This is a genomic window from Streptomyces sp. SGAir0957 (assembly GCF_043523415.1).
Window position 1 is genome coordinate 4,871,679 of the sequence record NZ_CP027293.1, and the last position, 21,938, is coordinate 4,893,616.

19 protein-coding genes and 1 pseudogene are annotated in these 21,938 nt (G+C 70.9%); 16 read left to right on the forward strand and 4 right to left on the reverse strand.

Annotated features, from left to right (window positions below):
• Positions 1-61: 61 nt before the first annotated feature.
• Entirely contained in the window at positions 62-265 is a 204-nt protein-coding gene (locus C1N81_RS26735; protein ID WP_003948780.1) for a cold-shock protein, read from the reverse strand.
• Positions 266-664: 399 nt separating this feature from the next.
• Here C1N81_RS26735 and C1N81_RS26740 point away from each other — a divergent pair, with 399 nt between their 5' ends.
• The 7 genes from C1N81_RS26740 (at position 665) to C1N81_RS26770 (ending at position 9,870) form a co-directional block, all read left to right on the forward strand.
• On the forward strand, positions 665-1,537 hold the full coding sequence (locus tag C1N81_RS26740; protein ID WP_394433254.1) for a menaquinone biosynthetic enzyme MqnA/MqnD family protein: 873 nt from the start codon (positions 665-667) through the stop codon (positions 1,535-1,537).
• Between the two features lie 249 nt (positions 1,538-1,786).
• Positions 1,787-3,493, forward strand: a complete 1,707-nt coding sequence (locus tag C1N81_RS26745; protein ID WP_394433256.1) for a serine/threonine-protein kinase — start codon at positions 1,787-1,789, stop codon at positions 3,491-3,493.
• Between the two features lie 5 nt (positions 3,494-3,498).
• Positions 3,499-4,203, forward strand: a complete 705-nt coding sequence (locus C1N81_RS26750) for a prepilin peptidase (RefSeq protein WP_394433258.1) — start codon at positions 3,499-3,501, stop codon at positions 4,201-4,203.
• Between the two features lie 68 nt (positions 4,204-4,271).
• Positions 4,272-5,471 carry a cyclic dehypoxanthinyl futalosine synthase gene (mqnC, locus tag C1N81_RS26755; protein WP_394433260.1) on the forward strand — a complete coding sequence of 400 codons (1,200 nt, stop codon included), beginning with the start codon at positions 4,272-4,274 and terminating at the stop codon, positions 5,469-5,471.
• Between the two features lie 16 nt (positions 5,472-5,487).
• Positions 5,488-6,084, forward strand: coding sequence for an imidazolonepropionase-like domain-containing protein (locus tag C1N81_RS26760; protein ID WP_394433262.1), 597 nt, complete (start codon positions 5,488-5,490; stop codon positions 6,082-6,084).
• Between the two features lie 482 nt (positions 6,085-6,566).
• The gene (locus tag C1N81_RS26765) at positions 6,567-7,256 is read left to right on the forward strand and encodes a demethylmenaquinone methyltransferase (RefSeq protein ID WP_394433263.1); all 690 of its coding nucleotides are present in this window, start codon (positions 6,567-6,569) and stop codon (positions 7,254-7,256) included.
• Between the two features lie 160 nt (positions 7,257-7,416).
• A complete protein-coding gene (locus C1N81_RS26770; RefSeq protein WP_394438249.1) occupies positions 7,417-9,870 on the forward strand; it encodes a zinc-ribbon domain-containing protein in 2,454 nt (817 codons plus the stop codon).
• On the opposite strand, the gene C1N81_RS26775 is transcribed toward C1N81_RS26770, so the two are convergent.
• Positions 9,854-10,174 carry a PASTA domain-containing protein gene (locus C1N81_RS26775; protein WP_394438251.1) on the reverse strand — a complete coding sequence of 107 codons (321 nt, stop codon included), beginning with the start codon at positions 10,172-10,174 and terminating at the stop codon, positions 9,854-9,856. The two genes, C1N81_RS26770 and C1N81_RS26775, sit on opposite strands and share 17 nt — an antisense overlap.
• A 162-nt stretch (positions 10,175-10,336) precedes the next feature.
• Positions 10,337-10,840 carry a GNAT family N-acetyltransferase gene (locus C1N81_RS26780; protein ID WP_394433265.1) on the reverse strand — a complete coding sequence of 168 codons (504 nt, stop codon included), beginning with the start codon at positions 10,838-10,840 and terminating at the stop codon, positions 10,337-10,339.
• Positions 10,841-10,935: 95 nt separating this feature from the next.
• On the opposite strand from C1N81_RS26780, the gene C1N81_RS26785 reads away from it, so the two are divergent.
• Together C1N81_RS26785 and C1N81_RS26790 are read left to right on the forward strand one after the other, a co-directional pair.
• Positions 10,936-12,240, forward strand: a complete 1,305-nt coding sequence (locus C1N81_RS26785; protein ID WP_394433267.1) for a geranylgeranyl reductase family protein — start codon at positions 10,936-10,938, stop codon at positions 12,238-12,240.
• Between the two features lie 50 nt (positions 12,241-12,290).
• Positions 12,291-12,616: pseudogene (locus tag C1N81_RS26790) on the forward strand (putative quinol monooxygenase).
• A gap of 73 nt (positions 12,617-12,689) precedes the next feature.
• Here C1N81_RS26790 and C1N81_RS26795 read toward each other — a convergent pair.
• Positions 12,690-13,535, reverse strand: a complete 846-nt coding sequence (locus tag C1N81_RS26795; protein ID WP_394433269.1) for a C40 family peptidase — start codon at positions 13,533-13,535, stop codon at positions 12,690-12,692.
• A 684-nt stretch (positions 13,536-14,219) separates the two neighbouring features.
• On the opposite strand from C1N81_RS26795, the gene C1N81_RS26800 reads away from it, so the two are divergent.
• From C1N81_RS26800 to C1N81_RS26830, 7 genes are read left to right on the forward strand one after another with little or no spacing between them, the layout of a single operon-like run.
• Complete coding sequence (locus C1N81_RS26800) at positions 14,220-14,579, forward strand: NADH-quinone oxidoreductase subunit A (RefSeq protein WP_007383963.1); 360 nt, start codon at positions 14,220-14,222, stop codon at positions 14,577-14,579.
• A 34-nt stretch (positions 14,580-14,613) separates the two neighbouring features.
• The gene (locus C1N81_RS26805; RefSeq protein WP_006133126.1) at positions 14,614-15,168 is read left to right on the forward strand and encodes a NuoB/complex I 20 kDa subunit family protein; all 555 of its coding nucleotides are present in this window, start codon (positions 14,614-14,616) and stop codon (positions 15,166-15,168) included.
• The gene (locus C1N81_RS26810; protein ID WP_394433272.1) at positions 15,165-15,905 is read left to right on the forward strand and encodes an NADH-quinone oxidoreductase subunit C; all 741 of its coding nucleotides are present in this window, start codon (positions 15,165-15,167) and stop codon (positions 15,903-15,905) included. The genes C1N81_RS26805 and C1N81_RS26810 overlap by 4 nt, the downstream gene beginning before the upstream one ends.
• Positions 15,902-17,224 carry an NADH-quinone oxidoreductase subunit D gene (locus C1N81_RS26815; RefSeq protein WP_394433274.1) on the forward strand — a complete coding sequence of 441 codons (1,323 nt, stop codon included), beginning with the start codon at positions 15,902-15,904 and terminating at the stop codon, positions 17,222-17,224. Before C1N81_RS26810 ends, C1N81_RS26815 begins: the two co-directional genes overlap by 4 nt.
• Entirely contained in the window at positions 17,221-18,081 is an 861-nt protein-coding gene (gene nuoE / locus C1N81_RS26820; protein ID WP_394433276.1) for an NADH-quinone oxidoreductase subunit NuoE, read from the forward strand. The genes C1N81_RS26815 and nuoE overlap by 4 nt, the downstream gene beginning before the upstream one ends.
• Complete coding sequence (nuoF, locus tag C1N81_RS26825) at positions 18,081-19,439, forward strand: NADH-quinone oxidoreductase subunit NuoF (protein ID WP_394433278.1); 1,359 nt, start codon at positions 18,081-18,083, stop codon at positions 19,437-19,439. Before nuoE ends, nuoF begins: the two co-directional genes overlap by 1 nt.
• Positions 19,436-21,937 carry an NADH-quinone oxidoreductase subunit G gene (locus C1N81_RS26830; RefSeq protein ID WP_394433280.1) on the forward strand — a complete coding sequence of 834 codons (2,502 nt, stop codon included), beginning with the start codon at positions 19,436-19,438 and terminating at the stop codon, positions 21,935-21,937. Before nuoF ends, C1N81_RS26830 begins: the two co-directional genes overlap by 4 nt.
• Position 21,938: the final 1 nt, after the last annotated feature.

The window sequence follows — 21,938 nt, forward strand, 5'->3', positions numbered from 1 at the left end:
GGGTACTGCGCTAGGTTCCGGATCGGGTCACGGCGCCTGCCGTGCGGCGATCACAGAGGAATTAGGCGGGGGTGACGTTCTCCGCCTGCGGGCCCTTCGGACCCTGCGTGACGTCAAAGGTCACGGCCTGGTTCTCCTCGAGGGAGCGGAAGCCGTTCGCGTTGATCGCCGAGTAGTGGACGAAGACGTCCGGGCCGCCGCCTTCCTGGGCGATGAAGCCGAAGCCCTTTTCAGCGTTGAACCACTTCACGGTTCCGGTAGCCATAAGCCCTCCTATGGGCCAAAGGGTCGCCCTGCTCCAGAACCTGCAAATGCGCTTGCGAACAACTGCAAAAGTCTGAATACGACGAGAGCCTGCGGTTACATGCTCCGCAGGCTCTGTACTGCAAGGGAAACCAAACTGCAACTTGCGGCGAGCCTAGCACGTAGGCAGCCGAAAGCAATAGAGGGCAAGATCACTTCACCCGGAGGTTTGACACGGCCGGAGCGGCGGCTTGACGGCGGCTCGGAGTGGCGTCCTGAGCGGGCCGGGCGGCCGGTGTCTGGTACGGCGTCCGTACGGCGTCCGTACGGCGTCCCGCACTCGACATCCCGTACGTCGTCCCGTACGCACCGAAGAGGCCCGGAGCCTGCACCGTACCTCATGGGGTCTAGCCTCGCCGATGTGGACAATTCTCCCGAGACTCCTCAGCCCGCGCGGCGCACGCGCCCACGCGTCGGCCACATCCAGTTCCTGAACTGCATGCCCTTGTACTGGGGCCTCGCGCGGACGGGATCGCTCCTCGACTTCGAGCTGACGAAAGACACCCCGGAGAAGCTCAGCGAGCGCCTGGTCCAGGGTGATCTGGACATCGGCCCGATCACCCTCGTCGAATTCCTGAAGGCGGCGGACCAGCTGGTCGCCTTCCCCGATCTGGCGGTCGGCTGCGACGGCCCGGTGATGTCGTGCGTGATCGTGTCGCAGGTGCCGCTCGAGGAGCTGGACGGGCGGCGTGTGGCGCTCGGATCGACGTCCCGTACGTCCGTCCGGCTCGCGCAGCTGCTGCTCGCGGAGCGGGTCGGCGTCCAGCCGGAGTACTACACGTGCCCGCCGGACCTCGGCCTGATGATGCAGGACGCGGAGGCGGCGGTGCTGATCGGCGACGCGGCGCTCCGCGCGAACCTGCACGACGCGCCGCGGCTCGGGCTGCGGGTGCACGACCTGGGCGCGATGTGGAAGGAGTGGACGGGGCTGCCGTTCGTCTTCGCGGTGTGGGCGGCGCGCAAGGAGTACGCGGCGCGGGAGCCGGTGATCACGCACCAGGTGCACGAGGCGTTCCTGCGGTCGCGGGACGTGTCCCTGGAGGAGGTCACGAAGGTCGCGGAGCAGGCGGCGCGCTGGGAGGTGTTCGACGAGCGGGTGCTGGAGGAGTACTTCACGACGCTCGACTTCCGGTTCGGCGCGGAGCAGCTGGAGGGGGTCACGGAGTTCGCGCGCCGGGTCGGCCCGACGACGGGATTTCCTTCCGACGTGACGGTTGAACTGCTCTCGCGGTGATGTGTGCGGTGATGTGTGCGGTGATGTGTACGGAATTCCGCCGCCTCCACGGGGCGGAATTCCGAGAAGGTCCGCGACGTCCGAGACGCGTGAACACCGGGCCGGAATTCAAGGATGCCGGTATGAAATCCACGTGAACACACGGCTTTCCCGCGACGCGGCTACGCTGCTGCAACAGAAGCGCCGCAAAGCGCCGCAAGAGTACGGATGAGTACGGATGAGTACGGATGAGTACGGGGGAGGGTCCGGATGCAACCGCTCGCGGCCGACGATCCGACGACGATCGGTCCCTACCGTCTTCTCGGCAGGCTCGGGCACGGCGGAATGGGCCGGGTGTACCTGGGCCGCAGCGCGGGCGGGCGGACCGTCGCGGTGAAGGCGGTGCACCCGCACTTCGCGCTGGACGAGGAGTTCCGGGCGCGGTTCCGGCGCGAGGTGGACGCGGCGCGGCGGGTCGGCGGGGCGTGGACGGCGCCGGTCCTGGACGCCGATCCGGACGCGCAGGTGCCGTGGGTGGCGACGGGATATGTCGCGGGTCCCTCGCTCGCGCGGGCGGCGGGTGACGGCAGGCCGCTGCCGGAGCATTCCGTACGGGTGCTGGGCGCGGGTCTCGCGGAGGCGCTGACGGCGGTGCACGCCCTGGGCCTCGTCCACAGGGACGTGAAGCCGTCGAACGTGCTGCTGACGGTGGACGGGCCACGGCTGATCGACTTCGGTATCGCGCGGGCGACCGAGGGCACGGCCTCGCTGACCGGCACCGGTGTCTCCATCGGCTCGCCCGGTTACATGGCGCCCGAGCAGATCCTCGGCAAGGGCGTGACGGGCGCGGCGGACGTCTTCTCGCTCGGCGCGGTGCTCGTGTACGCGGCGCAGGGCGAGGCCCCGTTCCCCGGTGACTCGTCTGCGGCGCTGCTCTACAAGGTCGTGCACGAGGAACCCGAACTCGGCGCGCTGACCGGCGAGGTGCGGGACGTGGCCGCGGCCTGCCTGGCGAAGAACCCGGCGGAGCGCCCCGCACCGGAGGAGATCGCGCGGCGCCTCGCGCCCGAGGGGGCGGCCCGCCTTGTCGCGGCGGGCTGGCTGCCCGGGGCCCTCGTCGAGCAGGTGTCGCGCAGTGCGGTGCAGCTCCTGGACCTGGAAGGGGTCCCGACACCGGCGCCGCCGTCGGGCCCGGTCGGCTTCACCAGCCCGTCGGTGACGGGGGGCCCGGCCCCGGCGGGCGTCTTCGGACCGCCGGACCCGGGATACGCGCCGGTGCCGCCGCCGCCCCCGCGCCCGAAGTCACCGCCGGGGATCCCCGAGACGCCGGACGCCCCGGATGCGCCGGCGAAGACGGAGGACGCGACCCCGGGCCGTTTCTCCGTCTCCGTCTCGGCGTCGTCGTCCCCCACGTCGGCCGACGGCCGCGGCCGCAGGCTGAGCTGTTCGGTGGCGCTGGCGGTGGCCGGGGCGCTCGCGGCGGTCACGGTCGGCGGCGTTCTCGTCAGCAACATGCTCCCGGACGGGGGGAACAAGGAGGCCGGTTCGGCGCCTTCGACGTCCGCGTCGGTCCCGCCGATGGACTCCGCCCCGCCCTCGGGATCGCCGCGTCCTTCCGGGAAGGGGCCCGTGCCGGAGTTCTACCTCGGCGCGTGGAACGGCCCGGCGGTGCAGGCGGGTATGCCCTTCGGCACGTTCCGGGTGGATCTGGCGGAGGCCGCCGTGGGCGAGGAGGTCGGCAAGGTGACCTCGACCGATCCGCTGGGCATCCAGTGCGTCGACGTACTGACCCTGACGTCGGTCGACGGGAAGGAACTGGTCGCCGCGGGCGAGGCCGCCCCGGACAACCCCGGCACCTGCGCCGAGGGCGCCCACACCGTGCGCCTGACGCGCGACGGCGACGCCCTGAAGTACACGTCGCGCTACCCGCAGGCGGGCAACCCCACCGCGGACCTCGCCCGCGTCCCGAAGGGCTGACCGGTATGGCGGACGCCGCGCTCATCACCCTCGCCGCCCTCTGGGGCGCCGGAGCCGGGGCGCTGCTGCCGCGCCCCGCCTACCGCCTCTCCGTGGAGCCCGAGGAGCCGTGGCGGGCCGAGGACCCCGGGGGCCGGCCGATCCGGGGCTGGATGGGCACCGCGCGGTACGGGCCGAGCACGGTGACGCTCGCCGCCTGCACGGCGCTGGTCTGCGCCCTGCTCGCCGCCGCCACCGGCACCCGGCCCGAACTCGCCGCCTGGCTGCTGCTCGCGCCGCTCGGCGTGCTGCTCGCCACGGTCGACTTCGCCGTGCACCGGCTGCCGGACGTGCTGACCCTGCCGCTCGCCGCCCTCGCCCTCGCCGCACTCGGGGCCGCCGCATTGCTGCCCGAACCGGGCGGCACCTGGCGCGGCGCGCTCCTCGGCGCGGCGGGGATGGGCGGCGGCTACCTGGTCCTGCTCCTCATCTATCCGCCGGGCATGGGGTTCGGGGACGTGAAGCTGGCGGTCGGGCTCGGGGCGGCGCTCGGCTGGTACGGGTGGGGCGTGCTGTTCATCGGCGCGTTCGCCGGGGTGTGCCTCAACGGCCTGTTCGCGGGCGTCCTCGTCGTCTTCCGGCGGGCGGGCCGGAAAACCCTGCTGCCGTTCGGCCCGTTCATGATCGCGGGAGCCTGCGCGGGGGTTCTGCTGGGCGCTCTGGCGGCCTGACGTACGCTGAGACGGTCCGCCCTGATTTTGTTCAAACCGTGTTCAACCCGCCGAAAGGGGCACGCCCGGTGACCGAGAAGGCCGCGCTTCAGTCCGTCCTCGACCGTGCCGCCGCCGGTGGTCGGATCACCCCCGAAGAGGCCGTCGACCTCTACCGCGACGCTCCGCTGCACGCGCTGGGCGCCGCCGCCGACGCGATCCGCCGCCGCAAGTACGCGGGCATCGAGCACATCGCCACGTACATCATCGAGCGGAACATCAACTACACGAACGTCTGCGTGACGGCGTGCAAGTTCTGTGCCTTCTACGCGGCCCCGAAGGACACCAAGAAGGGCTGGACCCGGGAGCTCGACGACATCCTGCGCCGCTGCGCGGAGACGATCGAACTCGGCGGCACCCAGATCATGTTCCAGGGCGGCCACCACCCGGACTACGGCGTCGAGTACTACGAGGAGCACTTCTCCGCGATCAAGAAGGAGTTCCCGCAGCTCGTCATCCACAGCCTCGGCGCGTCCGAGGTCGAGCACATGGCGCGGATCTCCAAGGTCTCCGTCGAGGAGGCGATCCAGCGCATCCACGCCGCCGGGCTCGACTCGTTCGCGGGCGCCGGCGCCGAGCTGCTCCCCGAGCGTCCCCGCAAGGCCATCGCGCCGCTGAAGGAGTCCGGCGAGCGCTGGCTGGAGATCATGGAGACGGCCCACAATCTGGGCGTCGAATCCACCTCGACGATGCTGATGGGCACCGGCGAGACGAACGCCGAGCGCATCGAGCACATCCGCATGATCCGCGACGTACAGGACCGGACGGGCGGCTTCCGCGCGTTCATCCCGTACACGTACCAGCCCGAGAACAACCACCTCAAGGGCCGTACGCAGGCCACGCTGTTCGAGTACCTGCGCATGATCGCGATCGCCCGGATCTTCCTCGACAACGTCCAGCACATCCAGGGCTCCTGGCTGACCACCGGCAAGGAGGTCGGCCAGCTCTCCCTGCACTACGGCGCCGACGACCTCGGCTCGATCATGCTGGAGGAGAACGTCGTCTCCTCGGCCGGTGCCAAGCACCGCTCCAACCGCATGGAGATCATCGAGCTGATCCGCAAGGCGGGCCGCGTCCCCGCGCAGCGGGCCACCACGTACGAGCACCTCGTCGTGCACGACGACCCGGCGAACGACCCCGTCGACGAGCGCGTCATGTCCCACATCTCCTCCACCGCGATCGACGGCGGCACGGCGCACCCCGAGCTGAAGCTCGTCGCGACCAACTAGGAGCCCGGTTCTCTCTGTGCTGACCCTGCACGTCACCGCCGCCGACGCCGCCGCCGTCCTCGTCGACGGGGAGCACGTCAAAGCGCTCGGCCCGTACGAGGAGCTGGCCGCCGCCCACCCGGACGTACGGGAGCGGCGCTGGCCCGGCATCCTCACGCCCGGACTCCTCAACCCGTACGGGCCCGAGATCCTGGAGCACACCTACCACCCCGATCCGCGCGAGGCCGACACGTACGGGACGGTGCCGATCGGCGGGGAGCGGGCGCGGGAGATCTTCCGGGCGGATCCTTCGCGGCTCGGGGCGAGTGCCCGGCGGGGCGTTCAGCGGTTGTTCGCGCACGGGACGGTTGCCCTGGCCGGGCAGTTGCGGGCCAGGCCGGTGCTCGAGGTCGCGCAGCGCTCGGGGCTCGTCTTCGGTGCGCGCCCCGAGGGGCTGCCCGGGCCCGTCTCCCTGTCCCCGCGCCCGATGGTGCTGCTGCCCGGGCTTGTGGTGGGCGGGGCGGCGCGGTTCGCGGTGTTCGACGTCGCGGACCGGGCCGATCTTGTCGCGCGGGGTGCGTCCACGTGTGTGGCCACGGTCGTGGGTGGGCGGTTGGTGTACCGCGGTCGCTGAAGTTCCGTCTGCGACTCGCGTCGTGGTTGGTCGCGCAGTTCCCCGCGCCCCTGGAAGGCGCACTTCGTGCGGCCTGCCTCCGGTCGGTCTTCGGGTGCGGGTCGCGTCGTGGCTGGTCGCGCAGTTCCCCGCGCCCCTGGAAGGCGCACTTCGTGCGGCCTACCGCCGGTCGGTTTTCGGGTGCGGGTCGTGTCGTGGTTTCTCGCGCCGTTCCCCGCGCCCCTGGGGCTTGCGGCTTCGCCGCAGCCCCATGAGGTGCTGAGATGGCGCACGCAGTGCGCATCTCAGGGGCGCGGGGAACTGCGCGAGAAGAGGCCACCGGGCGTGTGCCCGCGACGAAAGCATGGCTGGGCAGACGCGCGCGTCGGCCGGAGCGCTCCCCGGCACACGATCACCGCCGGGCCGCATCCCCGTAGCAGGGCGGCAGCCCGAGCCGGATCCCCGTCGCCCGGCGACAGACCCATTACTGCCACAATGGGCGAGTGACCCGCGCATCCCTGGACAAGCAGCCGCACGAAGTCGCCTCGATGTTCGACGACGTGGCGGAGAACTACGACCTCACCAACGACGTGCTGTCCCTGGGGCAGGACCGGGTGTGGCGCAAGGCGGTCGCCAAGGCGGTCGACGCGCGCCCGGCGCAGAAGATCCTCGACTTGGCGGCAGGGACGGCGACGTCCTCGCAGCCGTTCGTGAAGGCGGGCGCGTACGTCGTGCCCTGCGACTTCTCCCTCGGGATGCTGCGCGTCGGCAAGAAGCGCCACCCCTGGATGCCGTTCACGGCGGGCGACGGCACGAAGCTGCCGTTCAAGGACGACACGTTCGACGCGGTGACGATCTCCTTCGGGCTGCGCAACATCCAGGACACCGACCAGGCGCTGCGCGAGCTGTACCGGGTCACGAAGCCCGGCGGCCGCGTCGTCATCTGCGAGTTCAGCCACCCGACGTGGGCCCCGTTCCGCACGGTCTACACCGAGTACCTGATGCGCGCGCTCCCCCCGGTGGCCCGCGCCGTCTCCTCGAACCCGGACGCGTACGTGTACCTCGCCGAGTCGATCCGCGCCTGGCCCACCCAGCCGGAGCTGGCCGCCCGCCTCCAGGGCGCGGGCTGGAAGAAGGTCGCCTGGCGGGACCTCACCGGCGGCATCGTGGCCTTGCACCGCGGGATCAAGTAGGTCCCGCGCCGGGCGGCAGCGAGAGTAGTAAGTACTGTGCGCCATAACTCAGTTGACGGGAACCGGGCGGCCGGAAAGATGTGTCCGTTGCATACGTGGTGACGGCCGGGTGACGGTGCGTCATCCGCGCCGTCCCCGGATCACCGTCACGGAGCGCCCGATGCCGTCGTTCTGCCCGCACTGTGGAGCCGAGGCTCCTGAAGAGGCCCGTTTCTGCATGAGATGCGGACGGGAGCGGACCTCCGCCGAAACCCCGCCCTCGCCTCCGCCCCCGAGAACACCGCCCGCTCCCGCCGCACCGCCCCCACCCGCCTACGCCCCGGGCCCCGCTCAGCCCTCGGCCGTCGGGCAGTTCCTCGGGCGCGCCCTGCGCGGCGACTGGGCCGGGGCCGCGCAGGCCGCGCTGTGGCCGGTCGGGCTGCTGCTGATCGCCGCGTTCGCGCTGGCCGTCCCCTCGTACGGGCAGGACTCCGACGACGTCGTCATCGGCTTCGCCGACCGGATGCGGATCGCCCTCGCCGTGCTGCTCCAGGGGCTCGGCGGCAGCCTGGAGGTCACCGGCGGTTCCGGCAGCTCCAGCGGTTCCGGCGGCTCGTTGTACGGCGGCTACGACTCCGGCTCCTCCGGCAGCGCCTCCCTCTCCGTCATCCCGCTCCTGGTGACGGTGGTCTGGATCGTGGCCCTCGTCCTCGGCGTACGGATGCTGCGGACGCGCCTGTACGCGCGGACCGTGCCCGGCGCGCCGGGCGGCGCGAGCGCGGGTCTGGAGGCGGCCGTGCGGGTCGCGCTCCTCGTGACGGGGGCGACGCTCGTCCTGGCGCTCGTCGGGCAGGTGGACATCGAGGAGGCGTCGCTGCACACGGGGCCGTTCCTGACCACGTTGTGGACGCTGCTCCTCAGCCTCGCGGTCGCCGGGGGAGTCCTGTACGGCGACGACCTGACGTACCGGATCGCCGCGGCCCGGCCGGGCGTGCGCATGTCGGTGCGGGCGTTCGGGACGGCCGTCCGTGCCATGGGCCTGGTGCTGCTGATCGCCGCGGTGCTCGGCTGGATCGGGCTCGCGCTCTTCGGCGGCGACGGCGCCTCGAACCCGTCCGACCTCGCCGAGTCCTCCGACTTCGACGGCTCGGACGCGGCGGCGCTCGGCGTCTTCCTGGTGCTCCTCCCCAACCTCGCGCTCGCCGTGCTCGGCCTGAGCTGGGGCGCTCCGCTGGAGTTCGAGGGCCGCGGCTCGTCGTCGTGGGGTGGCGGCGGCTACGAGAAGGAGTCCTTCGGGCTGTCCCGGCTCGGCGACGAACTCGGCTCCGGCGCCCTGGTGTACGCCCTCGCCATCGGGCTGGTCTGCGCCCTGGTCGTGGGTGTCCTGACGGCCCGGCGCTCCCTCGACCGCCGCGAGCAGTTCCTTTCGGCGGGCCTCTTCTTCGGCCTGTTCCTGCTGCTCGCCGGGGTCGGCGGCGCGGGCGCGGAGTTCGCGGGCGACCTCGACTTCTTCGGCAGCGGCTCGGGCCGCGTCGACCTGGGTGTGAGTGTCGCGGACGCGCTGCTGTTCGGTCTGCTGTGGATCGGCGCGGCCACGTTCCTGGCGCCGTATCTGATGCAGATGGCGGGCGTCGCGACGGGCATCGTCGCGGCTCCGCTCCCGGCGATGCCGGGCCGGGCCCCGCTGCCCGCGATGCCGGACCAGGCCCCGACGACAGGCCGGACGGCGCCACCCGCCGACCCGGTGCCGTCCGCCGACCCGGCGCCGGACAGCGAGGCGCCGACCCCGTACACGCCGACCGTCGTCGCCTCCGGGCCCCACCACCCGGCGCCCTACCCATTCGCCCCGCCCGTCGCCCCCGCCCAGGACAAGAAGCGCGTCGGCGTCTGGGTGGGGACCATCGCAGGCGCCCTCGTCATCGGCGGCGGCGCCGCGGCCGGTGTGCTGCTGCTCATGGACCATGGCGGCGACGACCAGCAGGCCGGCAAGGGCGGCGAGCCGGTCGCGACCCAGAGCCAGAGTCAGAGTCAGGGGCAGGACCAGGGCCAGGACCAGAACCAGGACCAGGGGCAGCAGAGCCCCGCCAATTCACCGGCCCCGGGTGAGACCTCGGCGGCTCCGGACCCGGCCCCGTCCGTACGTGTCTCGGACGCCGCCCCCACCGATCTGCCCGTCGTCCCGGCCGGCTACCACCAGGTCTTCGACGAGAAGGGCTTCTCCTTCGCCGTCCCGGCGGCCTGGAACCGGGTGGGCGTCCAGAACGGCAGCCAGATCACGTACGCGGGCAGCACCGGCATGGAGAAGTACGTCGTCGGCGTCATCCCGTCCGCGGACTACACCTCGAGCGAGAACCTCCTCGCGATGGAGAAGCACCTCAAGGAGGACCCGAAGAAGACGAACTACCGGCGCGTCCTCCTGGAGACGAACACCTTCCAGGGCGAGGAGGGCGCCGTCTGGGAGTACACGTACGAGAACGAGGCCGGGCAGACCGTGCACGGCATCGACCAGTCGTACATCGCCCCGGACGGCACCGAGTACACGATCTTCCTGACCGGCAAGGAGGATCTCTGGACCGAGCTTGCCGGGACCTACCAGGTCGGGCTCGACTCCTGGCGGCTCACGGACATCGAGTGAACGGCCCGGCGCACTCGGCCGGTTCGGCAGGGTCGGCAGGCTCGACCGGCTCGTCCAGTTCACGGCGCATCCCACCGCCCCGCGGCCCCGGCTCGCGGGGCACGCGCACGCCCGCGCCGCCGCCCGGCCCGCCCTCGCCGAGGTCGAACCAGACGGTGACGGCCGCGTCGCGGGGGACCTCGACGCCGGGCAGCGGGTACTGGCGGACGACGTAGTCGACGGTCGTCAGCGCGAAGTCGGGCCGGTCGGGGGCGGTGAGCCGGACCCCGTGCGCCACGGCCAGGCCCCGCGCGTCGACCGCCATCAGGCCGACGAACTTCGGGACCCGGACTTCCGGCGGGTACTCCGGGAACTCGGGGAGTCCGGGGTTCTCGGGTGGTATGTGCACAGACGTCACCCCCAGGAGGTACCGGAAGGGTAGCCCCGCCGGGCGCCGCGCGATACGCCCCGGCGCGGGCGGCCGCCGCTACAACTCCAGGCGGAAGCAGTGCCCCTGGCGCCCGGACGGCGTCACGAACGTCTCCGTGCGCTCCATGCCGAGCCGCCGGGTCACCGCGATCGACCGCTCGTTCAGCGCGTCGACCATCGCGACGACGCTGGTGACACCCGACGCCCGTACGCGGTCGAGGGTCGCGCGCGCGGCGGCGGTCGCGTAGCCCTGGCCCCAGTAGGCGCGGCCGAGCCGCCAGCCGATCTCGATCTCGCCGGTCGGGCCCCACGGGCGGTCCCAGGGCTGGGCGCCGGTGAAGCCGATGACCTGCCGGGACTCGTCGGTCATCGTCCACAGGCAGTACCCGCGCTCGGCGTCGTGGCGGCGCTGGCGGGCGGTCAGCTCCTCGTACACGGACAGCTCGGCCGTCCGGCCGCCGTGGAACTCCATGACGTCGGGGTGGTCGAACACCCGGTGCCAGGCGAAGGCGTCCTCGTGGGTGGGGACGCGCAGGTCCACGGCGGGCAGGACTCGACTCATGGGCTGACCCTTCGCTGGGTGATCGATGCCGCTGAATAGACTGCCCATGTCCGTGCCGGACGGCACACTGTTTTCGAGCCCGGGGAGAACCCGCCGTGACCGAGCAGCCCAAGCGACTCGTCGACAACGCCGAGCACAGCGCAGATGTGATCGTCGTCGGGGCCGGTCCTGCCGGGTCGACGACCGCCTACTACCTCGCCAAGGCCGGCCTGGACGTCCTGCTCCTGGAGAAGACGGCGTTCCCGCGCGAGAAGGTGTGCGGCGACGGCCTGACGCCCCGCGCCACCAAGCAGCTCGTGTCCATGGGCATCGACATCTCCGAGGAAGCGGGCTGGCTGCGCAACAAGGGCCTGCGCATCATCGGCGGCGGCGTCCGCCTCCAGCTCGACTGGCCCGAGCTCGCCAGCTACCCGGACTACGGTCTCGTCCGCAAGCGCGACGACTTCGACGAGCAGCTCGCCCGGCAGGCGCAGAAGGCGGGCGCGCGGCTCTACGAGCGCTGCAACGTCGGGGCGCCGATCATCGACGACCGCACCGGCCGCATCACCGGCGTGCACGCCAAGCTCGGCGAGGAGAAGACCGAGACGACGTTCCACGCCCCGCTCGTCGTCGCCGCCGACGGCAACTCCACGCGCCTGTCCCTCGCCATGGGCCTGCACCGGCGCGAGGACCGGCCGATGGGCGTCGCGGTGCGCACGTACTTCACGTCGCCCCGCCACGACGACGACTACCTGGAGTCCTGGCTGGAGCTGTGGGACCGGCGCGGCCCCGGCGAGGACCGGCTCCTGCCCGGCTACGGCTGGGTCTTCGGCATGGGCGACGGCACGTCGAACGTGGGGCTCGGCATCCTCAACTCCTCCAAGGCGTTCAAGGAGCTGGACTGGCGCGAGGTCCTCAAGGCGTGGTGCGCCTCGATGCCGGAGGACTGGGGCTTCACCCCGGACAACATGACGACGACGATCCGCGGCGCCGCCCTGCCGATGGCCTTCAACCGCCAGCCGCACTACACCAAGGGCCTGCTCCTGGTCGGTGACGCGGGCGGTCTGGTCAACCCGTTCAACGGCGAGGGCATCGCCTACGCCATGGAGTCGGGGCAGATCGCCGCCGACGTCATCGTGCAGGCCCACGCGCGCGCGACCCCCGCCCAGCGCGAACTGGCGCTGCACAGCTACCCGAAGATCCTCAAGGAGACCTACGGCGGGTACTACACGCTGGGCCGCGCCTTCGTGAAGGTCATCGGCAACCCGAAGATCATGAAGATCGCGACGCAGCGCGGGCTCACCCACCCGATCCTGATGAAGTTCACGCTGAAGATGCTCGCGAACCTGACGGACCCGACCGGCGGTGACGCCATGGACCGCATCATCAACGGCCTGAGCAAGGTCGCGCCGAAGGCCTGAGGCCGCGCCCCGACTTGGCCGATTTGGGGTGGTCGGGGGAGGGTGGAGCCATGATTTTCATCGCTGTGAAGTTCACCGCCCGCCCCGAGCACGCCGACTCCTGGCTGGAGAAGACCCGCGCGTTCACCGAGGCGACCCGTGCCGAGGAGGGCAACCTCTTCTTCGACTGGTCGCGCAGTGTCGACGACCCGAACCAGTTCGTCCTCCTGGAGGGCTTCCGGGACGGTGACGCGGGCGCCGTGCACGTCGCCTCCGACCACTTCAAGGCCGGACTCGCCGCCATGGCCCGCTCATCGCCGCCACGCCCGAGATCATCAACGCCGACATCCCGAACGAGGGCTGGGGCGCGATGGGCGAGCTCTCCCCGCAGAGCTGAACGAGCGCGCCGTACACACGCGAAGGCCGCCGTACCCGGTTCGGGTGCGGCGGCCTTCGCGTGTGCGGGTGGCTCAGAGCGCGCGGACCGCGCCGCTCGCCGGGTAGCCGGACAGGTCCTGGATCACGACGCCCTTGGAGGGGTTCGCGGCGTCCAGGTACTGGCCGTTCCCGATGTAGACGCCCACGTGGTACGCCGAGCCCGCGCCGCCCCAGTAGAGGATGTCGCCGACCGCGAGGTTGGACAGCGAGACCGAGGTGCCGAAGGTCGACTGCTCCTGCGAGGTGCGCGGCAGGTCGACGCCGGCCTGCTTGAAGGCGGCCTGCACGAGGCCCGAGCAGTCCCACGAGTTGGGGCCCGTGCCGCCCATCACGTACGCGTCGCCGACCTGCGCCTGCAGGAAGCTGATGACGGCGCCGACGGAGCCGCTGGCCGGGGCGGCCGCGGTCGTGGAGGCCGTCGAGGCGCCGGAACCGGTGGAGGCGGTGGCGGCGAGCGTGGTGCGCTCGCTGGAGCGGGAGGCGGCCTGCTGGGCGGCCTCGCGCTCGGCCTTCTCCTTGGCGGCGGCCTCGGCCTCGGCCTTCTTCTTGGCCTCCGCCTTCTTCTCGGCGGCGGCCTGGTCCTTCTTGGCCTGCTTCGCGGCGTTCGCGAAGGCCTCGTCGCGCTCGGCCTGGAGCTGGTAGTTGGCCGCGGCCTGCTGGGTGGCGTCCGCGGACTGGGCGACCTGGGAGGACAGGTCGGTGGTGAGCGTGGGCAGCTCGAGGGTCTGGGTGACCGGCTCGGCAGCGTTCGCCGCACCGGACGCACCAGCCACGGCGAGGGTGCTGAGCACGCCACCGGTGACTCCGGCGCGCAGGGCCATCTTGGAGGCGCTGCGACGGGGCTTCCGGTGGCTGGGTATGTGAGCGGTGTGGGACATGAGTACAACCGCTATCAGGGCTTCACGGTTCCCATCAAGAAACGTGTGGTGCGCCACAGTTGTGAAGCTGCGGCATGAAACCGGCCCGCTGCGGGCCTTATTGACGCCGTAACGGGCAATACGGACAGCCTTGATCGAGGCTGTGATCACGGTCTTTCCGCTATTCGTCCGAATTGCCCGACGCCTACCACCTGTTGACACCGTTGGCCAAGCCCGGTTTCCGTCGCCCCGTCAGGCGCGTGACGCAGGTCACAATCGACCCCTAGGGGTCGGCCTCGTGTCCAGTTCCGTCCACACCTCTCACCCTGATGTGTGAACGACGGCCACTATCAGCCACCCGTGTCCAGCGCCAATTTGCCTGCGCGGTTCGCTTCTTGATAGTGCAACACGCCTCTCACCAGCCATGACAAGCCAAGATGTCACCACTGGTGATCACTCAGGCGCTTCGAGTGTGAAGATCACCGCTCATCCGACTTCATGATCGTTCGTCAGGTGGTGGAGATCACAAAGTAGTTGGCGTACCCCGTGTCGCAGATCACAGAGTGGCAGGCATAGGATGCGGGGCAAGTTGGGCTTGTGACCTGCTTCACATGTAAGCGATCTTCAACCGTTTGCGTGGTGGGAGCGGAACCGCGAGCTCAAGCGACGCCAGCAGTCAGTGCCGACTGAGAGGAGCGAGGAGCGGTGAACGCGTATGCGCCCATCCTCGTACTGGGAGCCCTCGGGGCAGGCTTTGCGATCTTCTCCGTGGTCATGGCCACGCTTATCGGTCCAAAGCGGTACAACCGGGCCAAGCTTGAAGCCTATGAGTGCGGGATCGAGCCGACCCCGACGCCGGCCGGTGGCGGGCGCTTCCCCATCAAGTACTACCTGACGGCGATGCTCTTCATCGTCTTCGACATCGAGATCGTCTTCCTCTACCCCTGGGCCGTCACCTTCGACGCCCTGGGGGTTTTCGGGCTCGTGGAGATGCTGCTCTTCGTGCTCACCGTCTTCGTCGCGTACGCGTACGTGTGGCGGCGCGGCGGCCTGGAATGGGACTGAGCCCCGCACAGGGGAGACCGGGAGCCACAGACCAATGGGACTCGAAGAAAAGCTGCCGAGCGGATTCCTGCTGACCACCGTCGAGCAGGCCGCGGGCTGGGTGCGCAAGTCGTCCGTCTTTCCCGCCACGTTCGGCCTCGCGTGCTGCGCCATCGAGATGATGACGACAGGCGCGGGCCGCTACGACCTGGCGCGGTTCGGCATGGAGGTCTTCCGCGGATCGCCACGCCAGGCGGACCTGATGATCGTCGCGGGCCGGGTGAGCCAGAAGATGGCGCCCGTCCTGCGCCAGGTCTACGACCAGATGCCGAACCCCAAGTGGGTCATCTCCATGGGCGTCTGCGCCTCGTCCGGCGGCATGTTCAACAACTACGCGATCGTGCAGGGCGTCGACCACGTCGTCCCGGTCGACATCTATCTGCCCGGCTGTCCGCCCCGGCCCGAGATGCTGATGGACGCGATTCTCAAGCTCCATCAGAAGATCCAGTCCTCCAAGCTCGGCGTGAACGCCGAGGAGGCGGCCCGCGAGGCGGAGGAAGCGGCGCTCAAGGCGCTCCCGACGATCGAGATGAAGGGGCTGCTGCGGTGAGTGACGCGCAGAACGACGGGGCCAACCCCGAGAAGGACCTCGGTGCCGCGAACCTCCCGGGGCAGCGCGGCGACCAGGGCGAGGAGATCCGCGTCCAGCGCGGCATGTTCGGCGCCAACAACGGCGGCGACACCTCCGGTTATGGCGGACTTGTCCGCTCTGTCCGGCTCCCTGGCGAGTCGGCCCGCCCGTACGGCGGTTGGTTCGACGAGGTCGCCGACGAGCTGGAGGGCGCCCTGGAGGAGCAGGGACTCGTCCCCGAGAACGCCATTGACAGGACGGTCGTCGACCGCGGCGAGCTGACCTTCCACATCGAGCGCGAGCACCTGCCGCGCGTCGCACAGACCCTGCGCGACGACCCGGCGCTCCGCTTCGAGCTGTGCACGGGGGTGAGCGGCGTCCACTACACCGGCGACAAGGGCCGCGAGCTGCACGCCGTCTACCACCTGCGCTCGCTGACCCACGGCCGGCTGATCCGCCTCGAGGTCTCGATGCCGGACACGGACCCGCACGTCCCGTCCCTGGTCGGCGTGTACCCGACCAACGACTGGCACGAGCGCGAGGCGTACGACTTCTTCGGCATCGTCTTCGACGGCCACCCCGCGCTGACCCGGATCATGATGCCGGACGACTGGCAGGGCTTCCCGCAGCGCAAGGACTACCCGCTCGGCGGCATCCCCGTCGAGTACAAGGGCGCCCAGATCCCGGCTCCGGACCAGCGGAGGTCGTACTCGTGACCACTCCCCACGCAACTTCGCGCGCGACAACCGAAGGGACCGTCTACACGGTCACCGGCGGCGACTGGGACGAGGTCGTCGAGTCGGCGGTCAAGTCCGACGACGAGCGCATCATCGTCAACATGGGTCCCCAGCACCCGTCCACGCACGGCGTGCTGCGCCTCATCCTGGAGATCGACGGCGAGACGGTGACCGAGGCCCGCTGCGGCATCGGCTACCTGCACACGGGCATCGAGAAGAACCTCGAATACCGCACGTGGACGCAGGGCACCACGTTCGTGACGCGCATGGACTACCTGACGCCGTTCTTCAACGAGACGGCGTACTGCCTCGGCGTCGAGAAGCTCCTCGGTATCGAGGACGAGATCCCCGACCGGGCGAACATCATCCGCGTGCTCCTCATGGAGCTGAACCGGATGTCGTCCCACCTGGTCTGCATCGCCACGGGCGGCATGGAGCTCGGCGCCACCACGATCATGATCTACGGCTTTCGTGATCGTGAACTCATTCTCGACCTCTACGAGCTGATCACCGGGCTGCGCATGAACCACGCGTACGTCCGGCCCGGCGGACTCGCCCAGGACCTGCCGCCCGGCGCGGTCGACCAGCTGCGCGAGTTCGTGAAGAAGATGAAGAAGAACCTCCCGGAGTACGACAAGCTCGCCACCGGGAACCCCATCTTCAAGGCCCGTATGCAGGACGTCGGCTACCTCGACCTCGCGGGCTGCATGGCGCTCGGCGCCACAGGACCGATCCTGCGCTCCGCGGGCCTCCCGCACGACCTGCGCAAGACGGACCCGTACTGCGGCTACGAGACGTACGACTTCGAGATCCCGACCGCCGACACCTGCGACTCCTACGGACGCTTCCTGGTCCGCCTGGAGGAGATGCGCCAGTCGCTGCGCATCGTCGAGCAGTGCCTCGACCGGCTCGCCCCGGGCCCGGTCATGGTCGGCGACAAGAAGATCGCCTGGCCCGCCCAGCTGGCCCTCGGCCCGGACGGACTCGGCAACTCGCTCGACCACATCAAGAACATCATGGGCACCTCCATGGAGGCCCTCATCCACCACTTCAAGCTGGTGACCGAGGGGTTCCGGGTCCCGCCGGGACAGGCGTACACCGCCGTGGAGTCGCCCAAGGGCGAGCTGGGCGTGCACGTCGTCTCCGACGGCGGCACCCGCCCCTACCGGGTCCACTTCCGCGACCCGTCCTTCACCAACCTTCAGGCGATGGCCGCGATGTGCGAGGGCGGCCAGGTCGCCGACGTCATCGTCGCCGTCGCCTCCATCGACCCCGTGATGGGAGGCGTCGACCGGTGACCACCAGTTCTTCGGAGCAGGGCGTGAGTCTGGGCATGCCACAGCTGCCCGCGCCCGCCTACCCGGACGACGTCCGAGCCCGCCTGGAGAGCGACGCGAAGGAGATCATCGCTCGCTACCCCGGCTCGCGCTCGGCGCTCCTCCCGCTGCTCCACCTCGTCCAGTCGGAGGAGGGCCATGTCACGCGCACCGGCATGCAGTTCTGTGCCGACGTGCTCGGCCTGACCACCGCCGAGGTCACGGCCGTCGCGACCTTCTACACGATGTACCGGCGCGCCCCCAGCGGCGACTACCAGGTCGGTGTCTGCACCAACACCCTGTGCGCCGTCATGGGCGGCGACGCGATCTTCGAGTCGCTCCAGGAGCACCTGTCCGTCGGTAACGGCGGCACCACGGACGACGGCAAGATCACCCTTGAGCACATCGAGTGCAACGCGGCCTGTGACTACGCGCCCGTGGTGATGGTGAACTGGGAGTTCTTCGACAACCAGACGCCCGACTCCGCCAAACGGCTCGTCGACGACCTGCGCGCGGGAGCGCCGGTCTCCCCGACCCGCGGCGCCCCGCTCTGCACCTTCAAGGAGACGGCGCGCATCCTGGCCGGCTTCCCCGACCAGCGCGAGGGCGCCGTCGAGGCGAGCGGCAGCGCGGGCCCCGCGTCCCTGATCGGCCTTCGTCTCGCCAAGGGCGAGGCGGAGCCCGCGCGCGTGGTCCACCCGCGCGCCGAGCCCACCGAGGGCGACACGCCCCACGACCCGTCGCCTTCCGAGCACCTCAGCTCGCACGACGCGCCGCAGGACACATCGGCCTCCGACCCGGCCCACCCGGCGGGCCCCGCCGCCGAGGAGGGGGAGTGATGACCTTGGCAGCCGAAGTCGAGAACAACGACACCAGCCCGGAGAAGGTGCTCGCACCGGTCCTCTCCGCGTTCTGGGACGAGGACAAGTCCTGGTCCCTGGACGTCTACCGGCGCCATGACGGCTACGAGGGACTGCGCAGGGCCCTCGCCATGGAGCCGGACGACCTGATCGCCTACGTGAAGGACGCGGGCCTGCGCGGCCGCGGCGGCGCGGGCTTCCCGACGGGCATGAAGTGGCAGTTCATCCCGCAGGGCGACGGCAAGCCGCACTACCTGGTGGTCAACGCCGACGAGTCGGAGCCCGGGACCTGCAAGGACATCCCGCTCCTCTTCGCCAACCCGCACAGCCTCATCGAGGGCATCGTGATCGCCTGCTACGCGATCCGCTCCGAGCACGCCTTCATCTACCTGCGCGGCGAAGTCGTCCCCGTACTGCGGCGCCTGCACGAGGCCGTCCGCGAGGCGTACGAGGCCGGGTACCTCGGGCAGAACGTCCTGGGGTCCGGCCTCAACCTCGAACTCACCGTGCACGCGGGCGCGGGCGCGTACATCTGCGGTGAGGAGACCGCACTCCTGGACTCGCTCGAAGGCCGGCGTGGTCAGCCGCGACTGCGTCCCCCCTTCCCTGCCGTCGCGGGCCTGTACGCGTGCCCCACTGTGGTGAACAACGTCGAGTCCATCGCCTCGGTTCCCGCGATCCTGAACCGCGGTAAGGACTGGTTCAAGTCGATGGGCAGCGAGAAGTCGCCCGGCTTCACGCTCTACTCGCTCAGCGGCCACGTCGCCTCGCCCGGCCAGTACGAGGCCCCGCTCGGCATCACGCTGCGCCAGCTCCTCGACATGAGCGGCGGCATCCGACCCGGCCATCGACTCAAGTTCTGGACGCCGGGCGGCAGTTCCACCCCGATGTTCACCGACGAGCACCTCGACGTCCCCCTCGACTACGAGGGCGTCGGCGCCGCCGGATCGATGCTCGGCACCAAGGCGCTCCAGTGCTTCGACGAGACGACCTGCGTCGTGCGCGCGGTCACGAGGTGGACCGAGTTCTACGCCCACGAGTCCTGCGGCAAGTGCACACCCTGCCGCGAAGGCACGTACTGGCTCGTGCAGTTGCTCCGCGACATCGAGGCCGGCAAGGGCTCCCTGAGCGACCTCGACAAGCTGAACGACATCGCCGACAACATCAACGGCAAGTCGTTCTGCGCCCTCGGCGACGGCGCCGCCTCGCCGATCTTCTCGTCGCTCAAGTACTTCCGCGACGAGTACGAGCAGCACATCACGGGCAAGGGCTGCCCCTTCGACCCGGCCCGCTCCACCGTCTGGGCCGACCAGCACCGCACGGAGGTGAACGCATGACCGTCACGACCAGCGCTCCCTCCGGGGGCGGCGAGGCGGCCGTTCCGCCCGAGGATCTCGTCTCGCTGACGATCGACGGCATCGAGATCAGCGTGCCCAAGGGCACCCTGGTGATCCGCGCCGCCGAACTCCTCGGCATCGAGATCCCGAGATTCTGCGACCACCCGCTCCTCGACCCGGCCGGCGCTTGCCGCCAGTGCATCGTGGAGGTGGAGGGCCAGCGCAAGCCGATGGCGTCCTGCACCATCACCTGCACCGACGGCATGGTGGTCAAGAGCCAGCTCTCCTCGCCCGTCGCCGAGAAGGCGCAGCACGGTGTGATGGAGCTGCTGCTCATCAACCACCCGCTGGACTGCCCGGTCTGCGACAAGGGCGGCGAGTGCCCGCTGCAGAACCAGGCGATGTCGCACGGCCAGTCGGACTCGCGCTTCGAGGGCAAGAAGCGGACCTACGAGAAGCCGGTGCCGATCTCCACGCAGGTGCTGCTCGACCGCGAGCGGTGCGTGCTCTGCGCGCGCTGCACCCGGTTCTCGAACCAGATCGCGGGCGACCCGATGATCGAGCTGATCGAGCGCGGTGCGCTCCAGCAGGTCGGCACGGGCGAGGGCGACCCGTTCGAGTCGTACTTCTCCGGGAACACCATCCAGATCTGCCCGGTCGGCGCGCTGACCTCGGCGGCGTACCGATTCCGCTCCCGGCCCTTCGACCTCGTCTCGTCGCCGTCGGTGTGCGAGCACTGCTCCAGTGGCTGTGCGACCCGCACCGACCACCGGCGCGGCAAGGTCATGCGCCGCCTTGCGGCCAACGATCCCGAGGTCAATGAGGAGTGGATCTGCGACAAGGGCCGCTTCGGCTTCCGGTACGCGCAGCGGCCCGACCGGCTGACGACGCCGCTCGTGCGGGACGCCGACTCCGGTGAGCTGCGGGCCGCGTCCTGGCCGGAGGCCCTGGAGGTCGCCGCGCGCGGGCTCGGCGAGGCGCACGGCCGCGCCGGTGTCCTGACCGGGGGCCGCCTCACGGTCGAGGACGCGTACGCGTACAGCAAGTTCGCCCGGGTCGCCCTCGGCACGAACGACATCGACTTCCGCGCGCGCGTGCACAGCAGCGAGGAAGCGGACTTCCTGGCGGCGCGTGTCGCCGGTCGCGGCCGTGATCTGGACGGCAGCGGGGTCACGTACACGAAGCTGGAGAAGGCGCCCGCGGTGCTGCTCGTCGGCTTCGAGTCGGAGGAGGAGGCGCCCGGCGTCTTCCTCAAGCTTCGCAAGGCGTGGCGCAAGCACGGCCAGAAGGTGTTCTCCCTCGCCACGCACGCGACGCGGGGTCTGGAGAAGGCCGGCGGCACGCTGCTGCCCGCCGCTCCCGGCACCGAGACCGACTGGCTGGACGCGCTCGCCTCCGGGGTCGGTCTGGAGGGCGCGGCCGGTGCAGCCGCCGCCGAGGCGCTGCGCGCAGAAGGCGCCGTCCTTGTCGTCGGTGAGCGGCTCGCGGCCGTTCCTGGTGGCCTGACGGCCGCCGTACGGGCCGCTTCCGCGACCGGCGCCGAGCTGGTGTGGATTCCGCGCCGGGCCGGTGAGCGCGGCGCCGTCGAGGCGGGCGCGCTGCCGTCCCTCCTTCCGGGCGGCCGTCCGGCGACCGACCCGCGCGCGCGGGACGAGGTCGCCGCCGTCTGGGGCGTGGCGGCGCTGCCGCACCGCTTCGGCCGGGACACCGGGCAGATCGTCGAGGCCGCCGCCACCGGCGAGGTCCGGGCCCTGGTCGTCGCCGGGGTCGAGATCGCGGACCTGCCGAACCCGGCACGCGCGCGTGAAGCGCTTCACGAGGTCGGGTTCCTGGTCTCCCTGGAGCAGCGGCCGAGCGAGGTCACCGAGCACGCGGACGTCGTCCTCCCGGTGGCCGCGGTCGCCGAGAAGGCGGGCACCTTCCTCAACTGGGAGGGCCGCGCCCGGATGTTCGAGGCCGCGCTCAAGCCCGACCAGATGACGCGCCGCGTCGCTCCGACGGACGGGCGCGTGCTCCAGATGCTGGCCGACGCCATGGACGTCCACCTGGGCCTGCCCGACCTGCGCGCCGCACGCCGCGAGCTGGACCGGCTCGGCAACTGGGACGGGCCGCACGCGAGCGAGCCGCTGGAGACCGGCGCCCCGGTGCCGCGCCCGGCAGCCGGGGAGGCCGTGCTCGCCGGGCACCGGCTCCTGCTCGACCAGGGCCGCCTCCAGGACGGCGACGAGGCCCTCGCGGGTACCCGGCACGCCGCCCACGCGCGCGTGTCCGCCGCCACCGCCGCCGAACTCGGGGTCAAGGACGGCGACGCGCTCGCCGTCACCGGGCCCGCGGGCGCGGTCGCGCTGCCGCTCCAGGTCACGCTGATGCCCGACCGCGTGGTGTGGCTTCCGCTCAACTCCGCGGGCGCGGGCGTCGCTTCGGACACCGGTGCCTTCCCCGGCGACCTGGTGAAGATCGGCCCGGCGCCCGCCGCGGCCCCGGAGGTGCAGTCATGAG